General features: G+C 37.6%; 27 protein-coding genes. 1 reads left to right on the top strand and 26 read right to left on the bottom strand.

Annotation, left to right across the window (positions count from 1 at the left end; all coding sequences use genetic code 11):
- Nucleotide 1: 1 nt before the first annotated feature.
- The 21 genes from CC92_RS0105470 to CC92_RS20770 all read right to left on the bottom strand — a co-directional run bounded on the left by CC92_RS0105470 (nt 2) and on the right by CC92_RS20770 (nt 14,604).
- Nucleotides 2-1,282, bottom strand: coding sequence for a phage tail sheath family protein (locus CC92_RS0105470; protein ID WP_029503988.1), 1,281 nt, complete (start codon nt 1,280-1,282; stop codon nt 2-4).
- Entirely contained in the window at nt 1,282-1,461 is a 180-nt protein-coding gene (locus tag CC92_RS20765; protein WP_029503987.1) for a hypothetical protein, read from the bottom strand. The genes CC92_RS0105470 and CC92_RS20765 overlap by 1 nt, the downstream gene beginning before the upstream one ends.
- Nucleotides 1,461-1,901, bottom strand: coding sequence for a phage tail terminator family protein (locus tag CC92_RS0105480; RefSeq protein ID WP_330372746.1), 441 nt, complete (start codon nt 1,899-1,901; stop codon nt 1,461-1,463). Before CC92_RS0105480 ends, CC92_RS20765 begins: the two co-directional genes overlap by 1 nt.
- On the bottom strand, nt 1,864-2,331 hold the full coding sequence (locus tag CC92_RS0105485) for an HK97 gp10 family phage protein (RefSeq protein ID WP_051650817.1): 468 nt from the start codon (nt 2,329-2,331) through the stop codon (nt 1,864-1,866). The genes CC92_RS0105480 and CC92_RS0105485 overlap by 38 nt, the downstream gene beginning before the upstream one ends.
- Nucleotides 2,322-2,678 carry a hypothetical protein gene (locus CC92_RS0105490; RefSeq protein ID WP_029503984.1) on the bottom strand — a complete coding sequence of 119 codons (357 nt, stop codon included), beginning with the start codon at nt 2,676-2,678 and terminating at the stop codon, nt 2,322-2,324. Before CC92_RS0105490 ends, CC92_RS0105485 begins: the two co-directional genes overlap by 10 nt.
- Complete coding sequence (locus tag CC92_RS0105495; RefSeq protein ID WP_029503983.1) at nt 2,675-3,016, bottom strand: hypothetical protein; 342 nt, start codon at nt 3,014-3,016, stop codon at nt 2,675-2,677. Before CC92_RS0105495 ends, CC92_RS0105490 begins: the two co-directional genes overlap by 4 nt.
- Nucleotides 3,017-3,045: 29 nt before the next feature.
- Entirely contained in the window at nt 3,046-3,330 is a 285-nt protein-coding gene (locus CC92_RS0105500) for a hypothetical protein (protein ID WP_029503982.1), read from the bottom strand.
- 8 nt (nt 3,331-3,338) lie between these two features.
- Complete coding sequence (locus CC92_RS0105505) at nt 3,339-4,298, bottom strand: major capsid protein (protein ID WP_029503980.1); 960 nt, start codon at nt 4,296-4,298, stop codon at nt 3,339-3,341.
- 27 nt (nt 4,299-4,325) lie between these two features.
- The gene (locus CC92_RS0105510) at nt 4,326-4,964 is read right to left on the bottom strand and encodes a hypothetical protein (protein WP_029503979.1); all 639 of its coding nucleotides are present in this window, start codon (nt 4,962-4,964) and stop codon (nt 4,326-4,328) included.
- 144 nt (nt 4,965-5,108) lie between these two features.
- Nucleotides 5,109-5,369, bottom strand: a complete 261-nt coding sequence (locus tag CC92_RS0105515) for a DUF6275 family protein (RefSeq protein ID WP_029503977.1) — start codon at nt 5,367-5,369, stop codon at nt 5,109-5,111.
- 9 nt (nt 5,370-5,378) lie between these two features.
- Nucleotides 5,379-5,552: a hypothetical protein gene (locus CC92_RS22435; RefSeq protein ID WP_155998428.1), complete on the bottom strand. Its 174-nt coding sequence runs from the start codon at nt 5,550-5,552 to the stop codon at nt 5,379-5,381.
- On the bottom strand, nt 5,549-5,905 hold the full coding sequence (locus CC92_RS0105525) for a hypothetical protein (protein WP_029503975.1): 357 nt from the start codon (nt 5,903-5,905) through the stop codon (nt 5,549-5,551). The genes CC92_RS22435 and CC92_RS0105525 overlap by 4 nt, the downstream gene beginning before the upstream one ends.
- Before the next feature lie 212 nt (nt 5,906-6,117).
- On the bottom strand, nt 6,118-6,288 hold the full coding sequence (locus tag CC92_RS22785) for a hypothetical protein (protein ID WP_197035784.1): 171 nt from the start codon (nt 6,286-6,288) through the stop codon (nt 6,118-6,120).
- 2 nt (nt 6,289-6,290) lie between these two features.
- On the bottom strand, nt 6,291-7,889 hold the full coding sequence (locus CC92_RS0105540) for a DUF6883 domain-containing protein (RefSeq protein ID WP_081841916.1): 1,599 nt from the start codon (nt 7,887-7,889) through the stop codon (nt 6,291-6,293).
- Nucleotides 7,876-9,306 (bottom strand): phage portal protein, encoded by a 1,431-nt coding sequence (locus CC92_RS0105545; RefSeq protein ID WP_029503972.1) that lies wholly within the window; start codon nt 9,304-9,306, stop codon nt 7,876-7,878. The genes CC92_RS0105540 and CC92_RS0105545 overlap by 14 nt, the downstream gene beginning before the upstream one ends.
- Nucleotides 9,307-9,316: 10 nt before the next feature.
- Complete coding sequence (locus CC92_RS0105550; RefSeq protein WP_031420211.1) at nt 9,317-10,600, bottom strand: PBSX family phage terminase large subunit; 1,284 nt, start codon at nt 10,598-10,600, stop codon at nt 9,317-9,319.
- Complete coding sequence (gene terS / locus CC92_RS0105555; protein ID WP_051650816.1) at nt 10,587-11,321, bottom strand: phage terminase small subunit; 735 nt, start codon at nt 11,319-11,321, stop codon at nt 10,587-10,589. The genes CC92_RS0105550 and terS overlap by 14 nt, the downstream gene beginning before the upstream one ends.
- 540 nt (nt 11,322-11,861) lie before the next feature.
- On the bottom strand, nt 11,862-12,815 hold the full coding sequence (locus CC92_RS0105565) for a hypothetical protein (RefSeq protein WP_029503966.1): 954 nt from the start codon (nt 12,813-12,815) through the stop codon (nt 11,862-11,864).
- Between the two features lie 765 nt (nt 12,816-13,580).
- Nucleotides 13,581-14,075 carry a hypothetical protein gene (locus tag CC92_RS0105570; protein ID WP_029503964.1) on the bottom strand — a complete coding sequence of 165 codons (495 nt, stop codon included), beginning with the start codon at nt 14,073-14,075 and terminating at the stop codon, nt 13,581-13,583.
- Nucleotides 14,072-14,263 carry a hypothetical protein gene (locus CC92_RS0105575; RefSeq protein ID WP_029503962.1) on the bottom strand — a complete coding sequence of 64 codons (192 nt, stop codon included), beginning with the start codon at nt 14,261-14,263 and terminating at the stop codon, nt 14,072-14,074. The genes CC92_RS0105570 and CC92_RS0105575 overlap by 4 nt, the downstream gene beginning before the upstream one ends.
- The gene (locus CC92_RS20770; RefSeq protein ID WP_034218457.1) at nt 14,260-14,604 is read right to left on the bottom strand and encodes a hypothetical protein; all 345 of its coding nucleotides are present in this window, start codon (nt 14,602-14,604) and stop codon (nt 14,260-14,262) included. Before CC92_RS20770 ends, CC92_RS0105575 begins: the two co-directional genes overlap by 4 nt.
- 239 nt (nt 14,605-14,843) lie before the next feature.
- Between CC92_RS20770 and CC92_RS0105585 the strand changes: the two genes are divergently transcribed.
- Entirely contained in the window at nt 14,844-15,308 is a 465-nt protein-coding gene (locus CC92_RS0105585) for a hypothetical protein (protein ID WP_029503961.1), read from the top strand.
- A gap of 48 nt (nt 15,309-15,356) precedes the next feature.
- Here CC92_RS0105585 and CC92_RS0105590 read toward each other — a convergent pair whose 3' ends face one another.
- From CC92_RS0105590 to CC92_RS0105610, 5 genes are all read right to left on the bottom strand, one after another.
- The gene (locus CC92_RS0105590; RefSeq protein WP_029503960.1) at nt 15,357-15,536 is read right to left on the bottom strand and encodes a hypothetical protein; all 180 of its coding nucleotides are present in this window, start codon (nt 15,534-15,536) and stop codon (nt 15,357-15,359) included.
- 19 nt (nt 15,537-15,555) lie between these two features.
- Complete coding sequence (locus tag CC92_RS0105595) at nt 15,556-15,990, bottom strand: hypothetical protein (RefSeq protein ID WP_029503959.1); 435 nt, start codon at nt 15,988-15,990, stop codon at nt 15,556-15,558.
- A 95-nt stretch (nt 15,991-16,085) separates the two neighbouring features.
- Nucleotides 16,086-16,340, bottom strand: a complete 255-nt coding sequence (locus CC92_RS0105600) for a DUF3781 domain-containing protein (protein WP_029503958.1) — start codon at nt 16,338-16,340, stop codon at nt 16,086-16,088.
- 107 nt (nt 16,341-16,447) lie between these two features.
- Nucleotides 16,448-17,224 carry a hypothetical protein gene (locus CC92_RS0105605; protein WP_034218455.1) on the bottom strand — a complete coding sequence of 259 codons (777 nt, stop codon included), beginning with the start codon at nt 17,222-17,224 and terminating at the stop codon, nt 16,448-16,450.
- A 55-nt stretch (nt 17,225-17,279) separates the two neighbouring features.
- Nucleotides 17,280-18,017, bottom strand: coding sequence for a hypothetical protein (locus tag CC92_RS0105610; RefSeq protein WP_029503955.1), 738 nt, complete (start codon nt 18,015-18,017; stop codon nt 17,280-17,282).
- Nucleotide 18,018 lies beyond the last annotated feature (1 nt).

Genomic DNA, 18,018 nt, shown 5'->3' on the forward strand with positions numbered 1-18,018 from the left:
CTTACTGTACAATGATTGTCATGTACAACTTATCCATGCAATTCGTCGGAGTTACATAACTGTTGGCCACAACATCTGTTTTACCAGTGCCTTTTAACACCTCAATATCTGCAGCATCAAAGTTTTCAATGGCACGTAGGCCTTCGAGTTCCTTATAGTAAGATACTAAGTCGTTCCATAAGGATATCCGTCCGGAAGCATCGTTTGGAATCTTCCCATTATACTTTTCATTGAAAAGAGCTGCAGTGTCATTTCCAATCTGATCTAATACTCGAATAGTCTGATTGTTCTTAAACTCTACACCCTTCTCGCTTGATGTTGTAATCAAGGAATTGATATCAACAAGCACTCGATAGCCATCTCCAACCTTGTGGAATGTAAGTTCTCCGGCTGCTATCGCATCCTCTAGCTGACTTTGAGTATACGATGTCGTGATTTCGTACTCACCATCATAAATCATATTTGTAAGAGACTTATTAACCTCACAGCCTGCCTCGGCTCCTGCAACCCAAGGTATAAGTTCCACACTGTTCTTTACATTGATAACACCCTCGTAATCAGATGCACTTCCGAAAAGTACCGTTTGAAACTTAACACCTAGCTCCTCGCGCATGCGTTTTGTGAATGCTGCATACAGTGCCTTAGTTGGAGCATCTGACGTATCCGAAGCTAGGATATTAAAACTAGAACTTTCTACCGCGCTTAGAAATGCTTGATGTTGCGTTCCGGTTACCGTGCCATTTGTTCCACCCGCAAGTACTGTTCCTACAGTAGCTGTAAGAGTAGCATCTGTCTTAAAGGTAACAAAATCGTTCTCTTTCAAAGCAGTAGCGTCTACTACTTTTGTTTGTTCATCTACCAATGCCGTGCCAAGATAAGTACTTACATCCCATTTGCTACTATCATCCGCATTCTCTGAAATAACAATCTTTAGATCATTACCACGTGTACCAGAATATTTAGCGGTAGCAAAATCATTCGATGCTTTTACACCAGCATTGAGTCGATAAAGATAAGCTTTTGTTGCATGTTTAAACAGCTCACGAAGTTGCTTTAACTCATCTGAAGAATAATCATAACCGAAAATCTGAACTGTTTTCTTAATGAAATCATCCTTCGTAACTAAGAATACACCAGTATCATTACCCCAGTTAAGGCTCATTCCAATAGCAACGATACCTCTCTCACTCAATGCGCTGTCAGCCCTTGCAGCACTTACGAAATTTATATAAGCACCAGGTATCTTTTTATTCTGACTGGTAAATGTTCCACCACCTAGCATTAACCCACCTTACCTTTCATATATTTTTCGATCATAGCATCTACCTCTTGAATGGTATAATCGATGTTATCGTCTAGCAATGCGCTAACGAGATCCTTCTTAGCAGCATAACGCTTAGACTTTAATAACTTTTCCTTAGAATGCTTTGTTTCCTTGACATCTGTCTCTTTCTTGGCCATTACTTCACCTTTCCTTTCACATAAAGGTCATTCATCTTTTCTTTTTCTTCCTGGATAGCAAGACGCATATTATAGTCAATCGTACACACTAGAGCACCATCCGAGATTACACATGAGATGTCAGTCCCTCGAACTAAATTACCATCAACATTGATACTCTCAAGTACGAATGGTAATTCGCTTTCAACAGTCCTCAACTCATCCTCATCATCAGTTTTAGGAAGATAGGTAATGCTAAAGCTCATTGGCTTACCATACCGCTTACCAAGTGTTCTCTTATGGCCTGTCTTGATGGACTTCACACGAAAGCAAGGAAGGTGTATATTTTGCTTTTTTTTACTCGTATATACTTCAGCATCGGTCTTATATTCCAATGCTTTCGAAATCCCTATGATAACTTTATTAATCAGATTGAAACACCTCCCTAAAATACTTCTCAAGCTTCATTTCTAGGATAGCAGGAGCTTTCGTTTGAATGTCCTTTTCTGCAATTGTTAACATGAACTTACCATCTACCCATCCTTTATGATTAGATGTCCGATGACCATACTCGACATACATTGCGTATTCCACAGGATTGATCAGCTCAATTACGAAGTTATCTCCAACCCTAGTGACTACAATATTCTTAACATACTGCCTAACATCAATTTCTTGTCCTGCAGTCCATCCTCGCCTTAAGTTTCCACCTACTTTACCAGTACTTGAATCGTAAATACCAACAGGTGTATTCTTTATCACCTGAGTGAGTAAACGTGCTGCTAACTCCTTTACACATGATTCAAGGAACACTTGTGTATCATCAATACTTGCTTGCAGTTTATTCCTGAAAGCAATCAGCTCTGAAAAGTCTGCACTTATTAAGCCCACCCCCTAAATGCTTCCAGTGGTACTTCTTGGTGAGAAGGGTAAACAGCGGGTATTCCGCTCCTGGAATACTCAAACGTTTGGCCAGTCTGCATAGTAACAACAACCTTGCTACCCTCATTGATTATGATATCTGGTGCTATATGCAAACTAACAGTCTGCAAGAGCATTGCTGCATCACCTTCACTTACTGATCGTACCGACTTAAAACAGAGTTTGCATTTTTGTCCTTCCAGTACTACAACTTCCTTGTCTTTCGTGATATTCGTTTCAGCATCCCTCACTGGATGAAACTCAAAAATCGTGCATCTGTCCTTATACTGCCTTTCTACTACCTCTCGACCATTCATCGTCTTAATCTCCTAAAAGGCTTCAATTCCTTTTTATCCTTTTCTGATAACCCATAAATGGTATCCTTGCAGTTATCTTCTGACACATTGTAAGACCAGGAGCTTTCGCCCTCTGTCTGTGACTTTACATCAAAGACCGATTGCGTGCCGGCAAATGATTCATAATCGATAACTGCTTTTACCTTCTTTCTTACAAAAGGTTCAAGCTGTTTAGGAACCTCCGATAGATTGCAGTAGTTCAAGACATCATTGATGCGATCTTTAATCAATAAGTCGCTTTTCGTATCTGCTATGCTCAAATGCTCCTTAACGAGTGCTACTGTTTCTTCGACCGTCATAGTCCTCACCTCCAATAAAAGAGGGGACCTTAGACAGTCCCCTGTAATAATTCAAGTAATTCGTTTTTGTTCGCACGAGCTTTATACTCGATGCCTTTTGCGTCGAGAATGCCTTTGATTTGATCATTTGTCAATTCAGAGAAATTAACTTGCACCGAAGGAGTTTCTTTTACTTCTTCTTTTACTTCTTCTTTTACTTCTTCATGTTCCAATTTATCATCCTGTAATTCATTCAACTCTTCTTGTTGCTTAGAGGCAGCAAGTTTGGCCGCCTCCTCTTCCCTTCGTTTACGTTGAAATGCTGTCGCACTCATACTATCACCTACGCAATCTTGTGGGTAAACTGGACAATACGAATATCTTTCTTTTCGTATACTTGACTCCAGTTAGCCGCAGTAGCTAGTTCTGCATTTGTTGGAGAAACACCAGCTACAGATGCATTAGTAAACTTAATTCCTCTTGGATGAAGCACGAAATGACGTCTGTTGACCAAAATATCATCACCAGCTAAAGAGTCACGATCTGTCTCAGTAGGAACTGGTGCCTGACCTTCTCCACGACCAACTGCACCCTGTCCAAATAGATAGGTTGTAGTAACTTTAGTTGATACATCATATGGAAGCTCATCATCTACAACAACCTTCTTACCCATATACGTTGGAAAATCAACAACTCCATTGCTATCTGGGATATACTGAATTAAGTTCTGCTTCTCTAAGTATGCAAATGTATTGCTATGCATAGCAACTGCTGTTAACTTCTTAGCATTATCTCCAAGTACAGTTTTCGCATCAATAAAAGTCTCTCCGGAGATAAGAGCTGCATTACCTGTTTCACCCGAAATATCAAGCTTGTTAGTTGCATTAGAAGCAGAGAATGCGCCTGTTAAGATCTTAATAAGAGTTGTCTGCTCTTTAGCTAACCAATATCTTACTACCAAGTCACCAATTGCCTTCATTGGGTCGTCACCGGATAATGCAGTTGCTAGATCGTTGACACTCCATGCCTTACCTCTCATAAGTAGTGCTGCAACGTCCTGTCCAGCTGTAATACCAGCGACACCAAGCGCAGCAGAATCACTTAACACTTCATCGTCACCATCTAAGTCATTCCAGAATGGCATATTGATTAACTTACCTCCTGCAGATGCTAAAGCATCTAGTGTAGGGTCCGGAACTACAATTCCTGCCTTGATCAACATTGATTGTTCCTTTAATGCTTTCATAATATAAGGATTAAACACCTCAGGTACAATAACATTAGCAATTTTCGTTTTTGCCATAAATTTTTACCTCTTTCTTTCTATTAATTATTGAGCTGCCATATACTGTGCAGCAAGTTCTGGATCTTCGCTGAGCATTTTCGCCTGTAATGTAAGGTTAAAATGTTCTTTACTCCAAGGATTCTTAGTTTGGTCTTGAGACTTCTTGGTTTTATTATTAGGTTCTTTCCCCTTAACACCCTTACTTCCCTTGTCATCTTTGTCGTCTTTCTTATCATCGGACTTAGTAAAATGAGGGTACTTCTCAATCACCATCTCTATCGCTTCCTCAAGGTCAGTCTCATCATCCACGTAGGACTTGGCCAATGTCACCACATCGGAGACAGATTCCTTTTTAATACCACGCTCAAGGCAAATGATTTTAGCTTCAAGAGCTTGAACCTTATCATCGCTGTCAGATTTCTTTTCTGAATGCTCTTCGTTCTTCTCTTTAGCCTTCACCTTTTTGCGTTCTCGCTTAAGACGTCTCTCGATAGCCTCATCCAGCTCCTCTTGTGTAAACGTCTTAGCTTTTTTCTTCTTTTCCGACTGTTCTGATTCATCATCCTGATCGTCGTCATCATCTTCCTCATCTTCTGAGTCCTTGTCTTCCTCGCCTTCTTTATCCTTCTTCTTTTCAGCGAAGAACTGTAAATTATACTTCTTATACATATTCATGCGTTTCATAAACACCTCCGTTTAACGTCCGTCGACTTCCTCAGAGTTTAAAGCCTTTCAGGTTTGGGCATAAAAATAAGCCGTATCTCTACGACCTAGTAACTTGATTACTATTTAACCCATAGATGGGAGATAAAAAGGATCACCGCCTTTCTACTTCACAACAAAGTTCTCCCATTTCTTATAAGCGTCCACATATGTCTCCTGCTTATCTCCATTATGGGTTATTTCATAGTACATTCCATCTGAAACATTTGTGCTTACAAGCGCCTTATTATTCTGCAATGTCTTGCATGACCAGACAATAAACACGTCATCTTCAGTAATTTTCTTACTGTCTGTCTTGTCTGCATTCTTGTTGAAATACTCTACTACAACTTGCTTTGCTAGCTTTTGAAAATCATCATTTCCCATTTAACTACCTTAACCTTTCTTCAACAGACATCTACCGTCTGGTACTTTTTCATACTGCACTGCATGCCCTTTATGTACTGGTCCAGTACAACCGCATTCATAACCTTTACGTCGTTCAGCACATATCGGGCACTCTGCGCAGGTCTTGGGTCGTTTATCTACTACCGCTGATAATATTTTCATAGCGCTCCGACCTCCTCGAATGTCTTAAATATCTTTGGTGACTGGATTGCAAACCAATCAACCATTTCCTCATTCTTACTCCATGCACGATTGAAACTTACCGCACTCTCTTGCAACCCACTCTCGTTCAAATAAGCATGCACTATCTCATGCCGCAATGTATACTTTTGTGCTTTTAGCACTCTTTCTTCAGATTCTTTCTCCCACCCTGGATATGTTTTCATGTTACATACAGCGATATCATTATCTATAGAATCGCAATAACCATCTACACTGTTTTTCTGCATATACTCGTCATCCTGATAGTTAACATATCTAATAGTGTAGTCTGTACCAAGAATATTTGCCTTCATAGCACACCCCCCTACAGCGTATCACAGAACTTAAGAAACGCTTTTTGTTTCTGTCTGCTGTGATGCCACTTTCTGTTCTGCCACATCCACTGCAGCATTTTAAATGTTTTCATACGCCCTCCTTTCCGTTGCAACGCATAACAAAAGCACCTAATAATCTAGGTGCCTGTTTACGGGTATAAAAATACCACCTACCGTTATGATAGATGGTATTACGATTCCTTTATAACTTTTTCAATCTGATCTACTGTTATAGCGATCGTATCCCAATCAACTGGTGAGCTCCCAACATCAGCAAGAAATTCAGTCTCACTAAACTTTTCAACAATAGAAGCTTCCCTTCCGTTCTTTAATAAAACAGAATCATACTGCTTAACTTGCATTCTTAATTCACCTCTTTTATATATGCTGTAGTCATACTAATGGTTCCATCAGGCTTGTTAATCCAGCCAACAATAACGTTTGCAGGAGTATCTTTTTTACCATAAAGAATCATTTTTTGTTCATAGATATCGCCATACTGAATCTTGTCTTTAAATACTGCAGGGTATTTATTAGCTTTACCTTGAATCTCATTCTGTAATTCAGTCCAATTACTTATATTGTAACCCAATCTGCTGTTAAATGCATCGCCTTTGGGCTTGCCTTTTAGATTAGTTTCGCTAAATAAGTACTTTGTAAATTTTTCGTCCGGCAAAATCGCACTATCTGCATTTGGTAGTGCTAATTCTGGGTTATCAATAAGGTTCTTTCTCCTAGAGTAATCCAATTTCACCAAACCAAACTTTTCATTGTCATTATACTTCAAATTTTGGAAATCATCAAGACTACTAGGCGCAAATTTTCCTAACGTATCCTTGTAGTTTTGGTATTGCTTTTCATCAGCAGCCTTATTCTTGTGTTTCTTCTCTGCAAGAAGCGCATCCGGATCACTCACTATATACTTATCATACCACTCCTGATAAGTCATATCTGCAGGTATTTGATATGTCTTACCGGTAACAGAGTCTCTCGCTACTCTTGTTGTATCTTCCGTGAACTCGTCATCAAAGAACGGACACGTGCAGGTTCTACAACGGCAATGGAATGGTGGGGCAGTCACATTGACCTGGTAATCTTTTAAATCGATTCCTACATTATGGTATTTCTTATCAATATCACGGCATATTTGACTAGTCTTAATATCCATAGTTACGATGATTTCATACTTCTCTACGTCCAAGTCATTAAAGCATTGCTTCTGAGCCATAGAGTGTATAGCTGCAGTTTCGGTCATTATTAAATTACCGGCTTTACTTTTACTGACATCCATCTTTTTAGCAAGTGCAGAAATTGTCATGCCTGGATCAGAAACCCTTACTAATTGCTGTGTAAGTTCGGTATGTAACTCTCGTACAAGCTTTTCTTTGTTTTGCCATATCCGGCTGCTAAAGTCCTGTCCATCTGCAGCCCATGGGTTACGTAGGAAGCCTCTTATCAAATTATCATCCAGCATATGAAGGTTCTTTCCTACTCCGGTACCTTTTGCAATCTCGTAAGCTGACTTGTAGTAGGAAGATTTATAGGTCTTATTAAGCAAATCAGAAGTTCCGCCCTCATACTCGATAAACAATCTCTCAATTAGCTGTTGCAACTGAATCTTAATCGTTTCCAATCTGGTGATGTGGACTCTGGCCGATGCGTTCTCAAGCTCTTTCATCCACTTCTGATCAAGAGCATTTTCCTTACCGTACTTGATGTATTCCTCTACTGTCCACCGAAACTCTTTCAGCTCTTTCCGGCTAAGATATCTCTTTGCCATGGAATAGCTAATCTCATTATTCTCAGCAACACGATAATACCAGGACGCAATTTCCATCTCGATTTCATTCGATGCTCTCCTAAACTGCTTAGCCAGATCATCATAATAAGCTTTACTAGTTCGATAAGCATCATCCTCTAACTTCTCAAAGCGCTTCTTCCAATATTCCTTACTCTTCGCCATCGGTTATATCACCGCCTTGCTGCTTGGCGTAATCATCCTCTATTGCTGTCTGCTCTTTGGCAAGCTGCTTTATTTCTTCGTCAGCATCTTCAACCCATGGATGGTTCTTAACAATCGTAACCTGAGATATAACTCCCTGGCTGTTTTTACAATCCGTAATAGCGTCTGATTCATTAATGGCGATATCCCTGTTAAATGTAATCTCTACCTCCCGGCTAGATACTGGTTGCTTAGTCACTTCAAGATACTTATTCACAAAATACATGAGCTGTTCAAATCCCCACTTGAACCAATCCTCTAGTGAGTTACATTTTAGATCTAAACCGGAGTAAATAAACTTTAGAGCGATACCGGATGGTGAGTTACCCAGCTTATCGCTGTTCTTATCAACACCTTGGCCAAAATCAAAGATATCTTTTTTCAGTTGCTCATAGTGAGATTTTGCCGCATCGATATTAATTTCAGTTTGTATCGGCTCAACCCCACCATCTTCACCATCTACCTTGACTGCTCTGTAGTAAGATAGATCATGCATGAACTCTGCAAGATTTGTACCATCGTAACCATTAAGTGCAAATATTACACTTCGGATTTCTGCAAGCGTATTAGAGACATCTGATCTAGTTAAGTCATAGTTGTCAATTAAAGACTTTACAAACTTTAGATCTGGCATTTCAAAATCGTTATTCTTGAAGGGAACAAACGGTACCTTCCCCCAGGATTCATATTTATCATCGACTTTAAAATGACCTAACTCGTTAGGCTGGTTATCATCAACATCAAGATACATTTCAGCATCAATCATCAGCTGATTTTCGTCCTTTTCGTAGTAAGTAACCCCCTCAGGAGTATAGTATTCAACCTTACTCTTTACTTTCTTTTCTTTGCCCTCGTATACTTCGACGTCATACACTCTGATTAGGCACTCTAACTCCTCATGATCATTATCAGTCCACTCAGGAATACACTGCTCCGCTGGTATCATTAGCGTTTTAAATTCACCGTCACTGCTTATATACACATACAGCCACCCTGTACCCTTATTGCTTGCTTCTGTGCCTAGCTTAGCAATTCGCTTTTGAAACCTTTTACCTAATACATTCTTAACATTTTCTAGATAGGCTTTATCCTCGCATGTCATTGTGTAAGGTTTGGTAAGCAAGTAATTCACCTTATCATCAACTAAGTTATGCATAAATCCATGAGAAAGCTTTTCATTGACCTTTGTCTCATCAACTACTGGTCTCGCCGATTCATCATATCTAAAGATTTGACGTTTATTTATATCATTCTCAACCAAATAGTAACGCTCGCCTTCATCCATCAACTTACGTTTCTTAGACGCAAGGAATTCGTTGACCTCAATCAGAATCCACTCTTCTCGTGTTAATCTATTAATGCTGTTATTAAACTCCATTCGTTCCTCCTTACTTCAAAATGCTGATACCGCCATTCCTGAAAAGAATCGTATAACAAAAATATCTGAGAGCATCCATTGCATGATCGTGCTGCTTGATCGGTTTATCCTCACCGCGCTCACATGCTTTCGCATCCCAGATATAAGAGTTGAACTCTTTAATTGTATTTGTACAGCTCTCGTGTATTGCAATCTTCTCTTGATTTAGCATACTTCCAACATATCGTATACCATCAATTACATCATTACGAGCTTTCTTCACTTCATATCTGCGCTTCCTAAGCTCAGCTATAAAAGAAGCCGCTGCAGGGTCAACAATAATCTTACGTGGTCTTATTCCATTCAGCCACTTTTCTAGATCATCTGCGTACTCACCATCTGTTTTCTGCTCCGACTCATCGCGTCCAGAATAGTAATATTCACGTATTGCAATCCACTTACCTGTCCTATCTTTGCACCAAAGAAGGAATACCGTTGCATTTTGTGTACCGTAGTCACAACTAACATAATAAGTGTCTGTGATAAGGTCTTTTAACTCTGTAGCTACATGCTTGACAGCATCGAACATATCATAGATAACACCCTCTGCAACGACCCACAGACCAAGGATGTAACGTTTAAAAAAGACACCGGTATACATTGACCGATATCTCTCTTTTATCTGCTCAGATAAACTCAAATTATCATTCATCGTAAAATGTAGATACAACAGATTCTTTTCATGTATCTTATCAATCCAGTTAACCTTGAACCAATGATACGGTCCATCTGGGTTACAGTTGAACCAAAATTTTGAACCCTCTACGGAGCATCGACCAGTAGCCTGATTAACAAAGCTCTCTGGCATAAGTGCAACCTCATCGAAGAAACATCCTGCAAGTGTGATACCTTGAATTAAATCCTGCGAGCGTTCATCCTTACCACCGAAGATGTAGAAGTAATTATCTACGCCATTTCTGCTTACAATGAAGAGGTTGTCGGCTCTATGTTCAACTACTCTGTACCCTCTTGATTTCAATATCAATTTGAGCCAAAATAGAACGTTACGTCTAAAAGAACCAATTGTCTTACCGCACATTCCGAAGTTCTGGCCATCAAACTTTGACATAGCCCAAATTACGAATGATAGCGACATACTAACTGTCTTACCTGAACGGATAGCTCCATCTGCTATGATTCCATCTCTATCTTTTACCGGTGAATCATCACACCACCAGTTTAATACTTTTCTTTGCTTTTTAGAGAATGGTTTAAATTGAAATAGCTGCTTAATCTTCTTTTTAAGCTTCTTCATCCGACCAATCCTCCTTAGCCGATGCATTCAACGCATCAAGGAATCCGTCATCAGCTACCTCTTCATCGTCAGGATCTTCTACCTTAGCTTTCAACAACATGATACGCGCCTTTTGTTCTTCAGTAGCAAGCTCCCAATCCTTGTGAAGCATTTCATCATATTGCTTAATCATGCTTCTAAGCTCGCCCTGTGCTCTTGCCTGGGCTTTCATAAAGTTTGATTGCTTATCCCATGCTTGCTGTACTTCCCATTTCTCGCTACTACCAGAATCACTATAACCTTCGCCAATCTTTGTAGTGGTCACATCGTCTCTGTCCTTAACATAGGCAATCTGTTGCGCTCGTATAATGGCAGCATAAGCAATCTGTATTTGATGCCATAATAAGTCTAGTGGATTTGCTTGAGAGATTGCATCGAAGATCTCTTTTGTCTCCTCAGGAAGGTACTTAGCAAAGAACCCATACTTCTCTGCTTTCTTATTCCCAGGAGGTCCACCCCCTTCATTGCCTACAGCATTTTTATTACCTGGTTGACCACCTTTATTTCGTTTCGCAACGTTGCGTTTATCAGTTTGCAACGTTGCATTCCACTTATAACGATTCTTCCACGATCTCACCGTTCCTTCTGGAACATCTAATTGACTTGCAATCTCAATTAGTTTTAATCCTTTCTTGAAAAGCTCATGAGCCTTCTCAACTCTTTCATCTGGTGCTCTGGCCAATCAGGCTCACCTCCATTCGTGTGGTTTTGGGTATAAGAAAAGCACCCAACTAGTGAGTGCTATCTAATAAATGATTTTATGTTGATATATCAATTACCTTTTTTAATATGATTAAACAAGTGAATAATCTTATAAACATGAATATAGTTAAAAAAACTGATAGACTCCACAAAATAATTAATTCAATTCCAGCTAGCGTTAATATTAAAAGCAATATTGTATTAATTGTAATAAGATAACATGTTTGAATAAAGGATTTCAATAACTCTGAATATTTTCCATTATTTTTTAAAGCAACGATATATTTTGTCTCTTTAACAGTTAAAAGTATTGATACTGCTGTAATTAAAAAACCCAAAATTGTAGCTAGAATGCTAATTAATGTAGATGAATTGGCATCATAACGATTTAACATATAACATATTCCATAACTGTAGTAGCAATATAAATAAAATATGGAAAAAAAGACTATCGATATTAAAAAGTCAGATAATAACCTTGTATTATTTAATTTTTTCCACATATTATCAGCTCCTTTTATTAATGTTCCTCATCTTCTACAACATATTCTTTCACTTTACTATCATAATATTCTATCATTGAATTATATGCTTCTTCTTGCTTAATTGTTTTTGTTTTTTCTATAGGAATAAATGGATCGTTACATATAAATTGCTCTTCAAGTAAATTAATCTCTCCGCTTCCTGAACCATAAGCTAAAGAAAACTTATCAAAATCTTCTTTGTTATTTTTAAATAATTTGTTTACGAACTCTGCGCTTAAAAACGGAAAAATAAATCCCTTTTTCTTGGAACTCGTTCTTCTTCTCATTACAATTTCAACACTATCAATATCATCGTTCTTACAATTAAGTGAACTAAAAGCTGTGTCCTCTGCAGTAAGCATGGCAATAACAGCCGAATTAGTTTTAACCTTAATTTTAAGTAATGAAATTTCCCCGTTTTGTTTTATATTTTTCAATGTATCAGGATTAACTCTATTAGTCAAATAAGTTATTTGTGGTATACCAGCTTTACTATCTATGTACTTCGACAAGTCTGTTTTTCTACCACCAGCTGCATTATATTCTAAAGCCAATGTATTAGATTCTAGAAAAATTATACCGTGAGTTATTTCTGCAAGCTTCTTCTTACCTGTAATTACCTTATTAGCAAGTGGTTCTAACTTACCTGATTCTTCAATATATGGTAGTAATTTATCCTTACACAGCAACATCCTAAACTTTATATAATGATCGTCTAATTCATCAATTATTAAGTATGTATAATCGCCTCTTTCATTTTCTTGAACTAGATATTTATCAGTAAAATCTGTATCAGAATATTTTAAATGCTTTATTCTGCAAAAAATATCCTTAATACATTTTTTTAAATCAGGAACTTTTTCCACGCTACCAGCGATTTCTCTGCGTATATCAATTTCATAATAATAAAATTTTCTTTGTATTTCAGTTTTCTTTTTGCGCGGTGACATTGCATACCCTCTCCTCTTGGTTGTATTTACCAACATTATACATCAGATGTCGACAATGTCAATAATTACAGGAGATTTCAACCCTATTTTTGTTTTTATTATATCGAACACACATTCTATTATCAATGTATAATAAGTACTAATATTAAGCTACTTTTTTCTACACATAAAAAGACACCCGGAGGGGAGTCCGGATGCCTTTAAGGGGTAGAAAGCATAATACTGGGTATACACTTTCTAGCTTAATGATAGCATAAGATAAATACTGATGTAAATGGTTATATTCCAAAAAAAAAGGAACCTACTTCATTTAGCAGATCCCCTTTTACACATATAACTTTAAGGAGATTCATCATGGCAAATGTATCAAGTTCTCTTAAAGGCTTTGACACCTAGAAGAGATACCTAGGAATGTTTTCGTACATTTCTTGCATCGTAAACGCTCATATATCGCATAAGTTGCGCCAATATCCTTATCGTACAATTAGTAAGACGTCACTTCTTTTCGAGAAGAGTGGAAACAAGAAGTAAGAAGAAAATCACTCTATGGATACTCTTGGATTTGAACCAAGGACATCATAGCATAAGACTTATTGGCATTGCTTATGTATGCGATCTACCAGACTGATCTAAGTATCCAACACCACGTTTCTTATGTGCTGGTACGTGGCAACCAACTTGATGTTGAAACTGTGTTCAACTTTCCTCTTACAGATTATCATATTGGAAAAAACATTAAAAGAACATCTTTTTATCATGTTTTATTCAAGCCATTTCTAAGCCATCAACACCAAATATTCTAATACTGATCTCTTTTGTAACCTCATTGATCCATCGTCGGATAGTAACAGCACTTGTATCCAACTCTTCTGCCTCTGCTTCACATGTTACATTATTTATCAAGCAGTCATAGAAAGCTGTATACTTATATAACATTTCCTTTTGCTCATATTCCTCTTTAGTTAGTAGAAGAGCCTTATCAATGTGCGACACAACAATTAAGCTTTTCAGCTTACTTCTTCGAATACTTGCAATGTATACGTCATCCTCGTCGGAACAATCAAAAGGATGATCTTCTAGTTGACTTGCTTCGGATACAGCTTCCTCAATGCTACTCTTTATCTTCTCGTAATTCTTTAAAAGTAGCTTAGTGTTATGCAGTGCTTTTCGCTTTTTTTCTGTCTTCTGCTCTTTAGCATATTCCTTGATTGCTCTCTTCACTGCCTTATCAATTAACTCATCTGCTGTCTGTTGATTCATTCTATCCCTCCAGGGCACCAACGTGGTGTTCTCTTAATTGTAAAATCCTTGCTATGCCGTTCCGTCTTGCAGATTAATTTTCTTGGTGTACACTCCGTACTAACTACTTCGCAATAATACCTATTTGGTGATCCATTGCCTTTACAGAAACTGCAGTTACTACATGCCTTACATTTAATCTCTGTCACTCTACCGCCTCCTCCCGAAGCCACTTCTTTATGCACTCAATACATTCTTGTTTTTCTCCAGACTGTCCATCCGGACAAACAAGTTCGTCACTGTCGTTATATAATCCCTTGCATGCCTTGTCTATGTCATCATTTTCATACATCATCATTGCTAATGCATCAACTGTTAAACTCTCTAAATTACTCTTCCCAGGGTTAATGATATCGCAGACGAACTTCCCCATTTTACACTCTGCGCATATAAACTCAAGTTCTTCCTCTTTAACTTCTCTTGGAAACCGACATATGTTGTCACAGATGTGTTCCATCATTTCGGTTGCTATACTATTCAAGTCTTTCAAGATTCCCCTCCTAACTTTCGTAAATATTGTTTTTTATACTTAAAATTTCTCAATTCATGTACTTAATAGTTATAATTACTGAATTTTACGTAAATAATTGTTGTTATTGTCAATTTACATATATTGTCATTTAATGTAAACTTATAGTATATTAAGTAACTTTAAATTTTAAATCCGGATATTAGTTGCTTAGTATATTCTATTACCTAAAGTTGAGTTTTTATGAAAGGAGCCATACTATGAAAAAAATAATTAAACGTTTTATAGCTTTTGTGTTTGCTACTGCTTTACTTCTTGCACCGTTATCAGCTCCAATTACTACATATGCAGCCTCACAATCGTATCCAGTATTAACATATTTTTCTGAAACTTTAAAAGAATATACGTATCAACCATCACCATATGAGTTACAACCAGGCGAAACTATTACCCTATCTAATCTTACAGGTGGCGGTGGTTGGGATATTCCAGCTGGTAAGTCATTTCAATTTGCATATAACTTACAGTATACAAATAATATAAAAGTTACTGTTATCAGAACTTCACAGCCATCTGGAATAGTTTTTGAAAATACTACTAATGATTGGGGGACTGATTTTATTAATGTAGCTCCACAAACACAAGATTGTCGTTACTATGTAACAATACAATGTGTTGGTACTGAGCCAGCATTAGTAAAGAACTATTTTGGATATTACTATTAAATATTGTTACGGGCTCTTCGGAGCCCGCTTAACTTAAATTTAGTTCATCTAACCTAAGTAATAGCCTTTTTCTTTAACCGATTTATATTCATCATCTGTTAAAAACAGTTCTTGTTGTGTTTCTTTTTTCCCATAGCAGTCTGTGTCAGCGGTTAAAACGTGAAGTCCCGTATATTCTGATGCAAACTGTTCTGTAATATTACTAACATAAATTTCTACTAAATTCATGTTCATACCTCTCTAATTTTCAGTTTAGCTCAGTAAGAAGAAACTGTTTCTTCTCTAATTTTTGATAGAGTGTTTCTCCTTGCTGATCTACAATGTATGGCATGAATATTTCTTCCATCTTGACCATTTCTATATCTAGTAATGCCATTTGTGATTCCACCCAATCCTTTAGGATTCTCCATGCTACTCGCTCTGCCTGCTCTCTTGTATCTTTTACATTCTTGGAACCGTTACGTTTCTCCTTCTTCAACACAGTAAGACATTCATTAACCTTAACTGGTAGCTTGATTGGTACCTGGCTATATCCTGTATCTATTAAAAAAGATAATCCAATGATGCTATCCCCTTGAAACTCTTTCATGATGGATTTTGCCTTATGTTTCATTAAGATATACTCAATTTCTGATACGGTCTTAAATGCATCTATCTGTGTGGTATAATTCAAAATTGCCATAATTCATACTCCCTTCTTAATCGTTTAAATCTTAATTTTCCGCACAAAAAAACTACCAATACGAATATTGATAGTTGGTTATCCATTGATTAATGCTATTTGTTTTTTAACTTATGAGCAGTAATTATTGTATAACTATAAGCATTTACTGTAATCACGCAATCATCCACGTTTATATACCAGTTTTTACCGTTCTTTGATATATCACTATTGGGTTCTTTAATTTTTTCTCTACACCAATTAACGACATCGTCCGTATCTAAACGAAGGTTTTTTCTTATTCGTTCCCCTCCTAGCACTGTTGTGTGTAACTTGTCTAAGTTTAATATTAGCTCATTATTTTCATTCATTTTTGTCAACCTTTCATATTCATATTCATATTGTACATATTTATAAGAATACGACAAATACTTCCAACTATCAATATTCAATTGTCAATGTGCTACGTCTTCCTCGCCTATATCGTACTTCTTACCTTGTCCAGATTTTCACTCCCATAAAGCGCATACACCTTGCCACGTACCGCCTTGGAAGATTTCCCTATCCTTTCAGACATCAATTCATATCCGTAACCGGATACTATTAGCTCCATTAAGATTTTCTTTTCTTCATCCGTCCACTTGATATGATTGTCAGCTTTTACAGGCCTCTCTTTGATACCTAAATCGCATATCCTTCTTTGGATAGCTCCATTTGTTCGACGCAGGATCTTTGATAAATCGTCATATCCATACTTAAATTGCTTTAAAAGACGCTTAAGCTTCTCATCCTCTTGCTTAGTCCAAGGTGTAGTAATATATTTTTCAGCTCTTTCAAAGTCATGCTTCCTTTTTTCTTCTGCCCAGGATGGCTCCTTGCCAATCGCATTCCTTTCAAACTTTGTAAAATCCAATAAATCCTTATTTCCTTCAACCCATTTCCAAAACTCATCAATATAAACTACCTTAAATGTGTTATTACCAACTCTTTTTCTATGGATTGGGAATTTCCTGTTATCCACCCATGAAATCATTTTATAACCACCCGAGTCGTGACCTATTGCGATAAGAAATTGATTCCATGTAACATAATCACCATTTTCAAGAAACGCACCTAAGCCTAACTTATTTTTCATTACATCAATTGCGTTTAATGATCGCTCTAAATTTTTAGCTATTGTTTTCTTGGATAACGCTCCCCAGTTATCCTGGAGATACTGCTTTTCTTCTTCCGTCCAGCTTCTGAATTGTCTCATACTGAAAGGAGCCGCTGCAGCTTTATCCGGATAGCTCCGCCCCCTTTCTTGTTTTTTACCTACCTTTGAACGGATCCTTCTTTACTGGTTTATCCAATCCATGCTTCTTTACAAAAGCATACATAACCTTGGTGTCCACTCGAAACTCATCAGATAACTGATGCATGTTAAATGGTCCATTTGTATACAAAGCCTTAATGGTGGAGATATCTGACTCATTCGGATGTACCTCTTTAGGATTCTGGCCAACAGAGATGTTGTTCTTTTCGATGAACTTTCTTACCATACCATCGCCTTTGTATCCATAGAATTTAGCAATAGCACTCATAGTTTCACCGGCTTTTAACATATCCGTTATCTCATCAACTTTCATCTTGCTTTCTTTTGTATTCTTTTTAGGATCCTCGATTACATCTTGTTTCGCTACATACCTAGGAGGTTTATCCGTCTTGGAACTTCCAACCATCTCTTGTACTGCAGTTTCAAACTCAATATTTATTGTAGCCGGCTTACGCTTGATACCAAGAATCTCATCAAGCTTCGTTGCCCTATCATTACGTACACCCTGCAACTCATGCATCACTTTGGTGAATAACTCGGCCAGTATCGGTTCAGGAAGAAGATCTGACACCTTCGTAGTACTTCCTTTCCCTTCGACTTCTGTATATAGACAAATGGTTGTGCATCCAACAACTTTTTCCAATCTTGATTCTACATCTTCCAAATCTTTAACTAACTTGTTAACCTCTCTGGTCTTGTTATCCCATAGCTCCTGGTACTCTCTTAATTCCATG

The sequence above is a fragment of the Lachnoclostridium phytofermentans genome (assembly GCF_000733755.1).
GTDB lineage: Bacteria > Bacillota > Clostridia > Lachnospirales > Lachnospiraceae > Lachnoclostridium > Lachnoclostridium phytofermentans_A.

What these genes read in the sequence shown, in the direction of transcription:
- CC92_RS0105570 (WP_029503964.1), bottom strand. Translation starts at nt 14,075, where the DNA reads ATGAATCAACAGACAGCAGATGAGTTAATTGATAAGGCAGTGAAGAGA.
- CC92_RS0105545 (WP_029503972.1), bottom strand. Translation starts at nt 9,306, where the DNA reads ATGGAGTTTAATAACAGCATTAATAGATTAACACGAGAAGAGTGGATT.
- CC92_RS0105525 (WP_029503975.1), bottom strand. Translation starts at nt 5,905, where the DNA reads ATGAAGGCAAATATTCTTGGTACAGACTACACTATTAGATATGTTAAC.
- CC92_RS0105595 (WP_029503959.1), bottom strand. Translation starts at nt 15,990, where the DNA reads ATGGCAATTTTGAATTATACCACACAGATAGATGCATTTAAGACCGTA.
- CC92_RS0105515 (WP_029503977.1), bottom strand. Translation starts at nt 5,369, where the DNA reads ATGGGAAATGATGATTTTCAAAAGCTAGCAAAGCAAGTTGTAGTAGAG.
- CC92_RS0105590 (WP_029503960.1), bottom strand. Translation starts at nt 15,536, where the DNA reads ATGAATTTAGTAGAAATTTATGTTAGTAATATTACAGAACAGTTTGCA.
- CC92_RS0105550 (WP_031420211.1), bottom strand. Translation starts at nt 10,600, where the DNA reads ATGAAGAAGCTTAAAAAGAAGATTAAGCAGCTATTTCAATTTAAACCA.
- CC92_RS0105585 (WP_029503961.1), top strand. Translation starts at nt 14,844, where the DNA reads ATGAAAAAAATAATTAAACGTTTTATAGCTTTTGTGTTTGCTACTGCT.
- CC92_RS22785 (WP_197035784.1), bottom strand. Translation starts at nt 6,288, where the DNA reads ATGCAAGTTAAGCAGTATGATTCTGTTTTATTAAAGAACGGAAGGGAA.
- CC92_RS0105600 (WP_029503958.1), bottom strand. Translation starts at nt 16,340, where the DNA reads ATGAATGAAAATAATGAGCTAATATTAAACTTAGACAAGTTACACACA.
- CC92_RS0105540 (WP_081841916.1), bottom strand. Translation starts at nt 7,889, where the DNA reads ATGGCGAAGAGTAAGGAATATTGGAAGAAGCGCTTTGAGAAGTTAGAG.
- CC92_RS0105605 (WP_034218455.1), bottom strand. Translation starts at nt 17,224, where the DNA reads ATGAGACAATTCAGAAGCTGGACGGAAGAAGAAAAGCAGTATCTCCAG.
- CC92_RS0105490 (WP_029503984.1), bottom strand. Translation starts at nt 2,678, where the DNA reads ATGAATGGTCGAGAGGTAGTAGAAAGGCAGTATAAGGACAGATGCACG.
- CC92_RS22435 (WP_155998428.1), bottom strand. Translation starts at nt 5,552, where the DNA reads ATGAAAATATTATCAGCGGTAGTAGATAAACGACCCAAGACCTGCGCA.
- CC92_RS0105495 (WP_029503983.1), bottom strand. Translation starts at nt 3,016, where the DNA reads ATGACGGTCGAAGAAACAGTAGCACTCGTTAAGGAGCATTTGAGCATA.
- CC92_RS0105510 (WP_029503979.1), bottom strand. Translation starts at nt 4,964, where the DNA reads ATGAAACGCATGAATATGTATAAGAAGTATAATTTACAGTTCTTCGCT.
- CC92_RS0105610 (WP_029503955.1), bottom strand. Translation starts at nt 18,017, where the DNA reads ATGGAATTAAGAGAGTACCAGGAGCTATGGGATAACAAGACCAGAGAG.
- CC92_RS0105565 (WP_029503966.1), bottom strand. Translation starts at nt 12,815, where the DNA reads ATGTCACCGCGCAAAAAGAAAACTGAAATACAAAGAAAATTTTATTAT.
- CC92_RS0105505 (WP_029503980.1), bottom strand. Translation starts at nt 4,298, where the DNA reads ATGGCAAAAACGAAAATTGCTAATGTTATTGTACCTGAGGTGTTTAAT.
- CC92_RS0105470 (WP_029503988.1), bottom strand. Translation starts at nt 1,282, where the DNA reads ATGCTAGGTGGTGGAACATTTACCAGTCAGAATAAAAAGATACCTGGT.
- CC92_RS0105500 (WP_029503982.1), bottom strand. Translation starts at nt 3,330, where the DNA reads ATGAGTGCGACAGCATTTCAACGTAAACGAAGGGAAGAGGAGGCGGCC.
- CC92_RS20765 (WP_029503987.1), bottom strand. Translation starts at nt 1,461, where the DNA reads ATGGCCAAGAAAGAGACAGATGTCAAGGAAACAAAGCATTCTAAGGAA.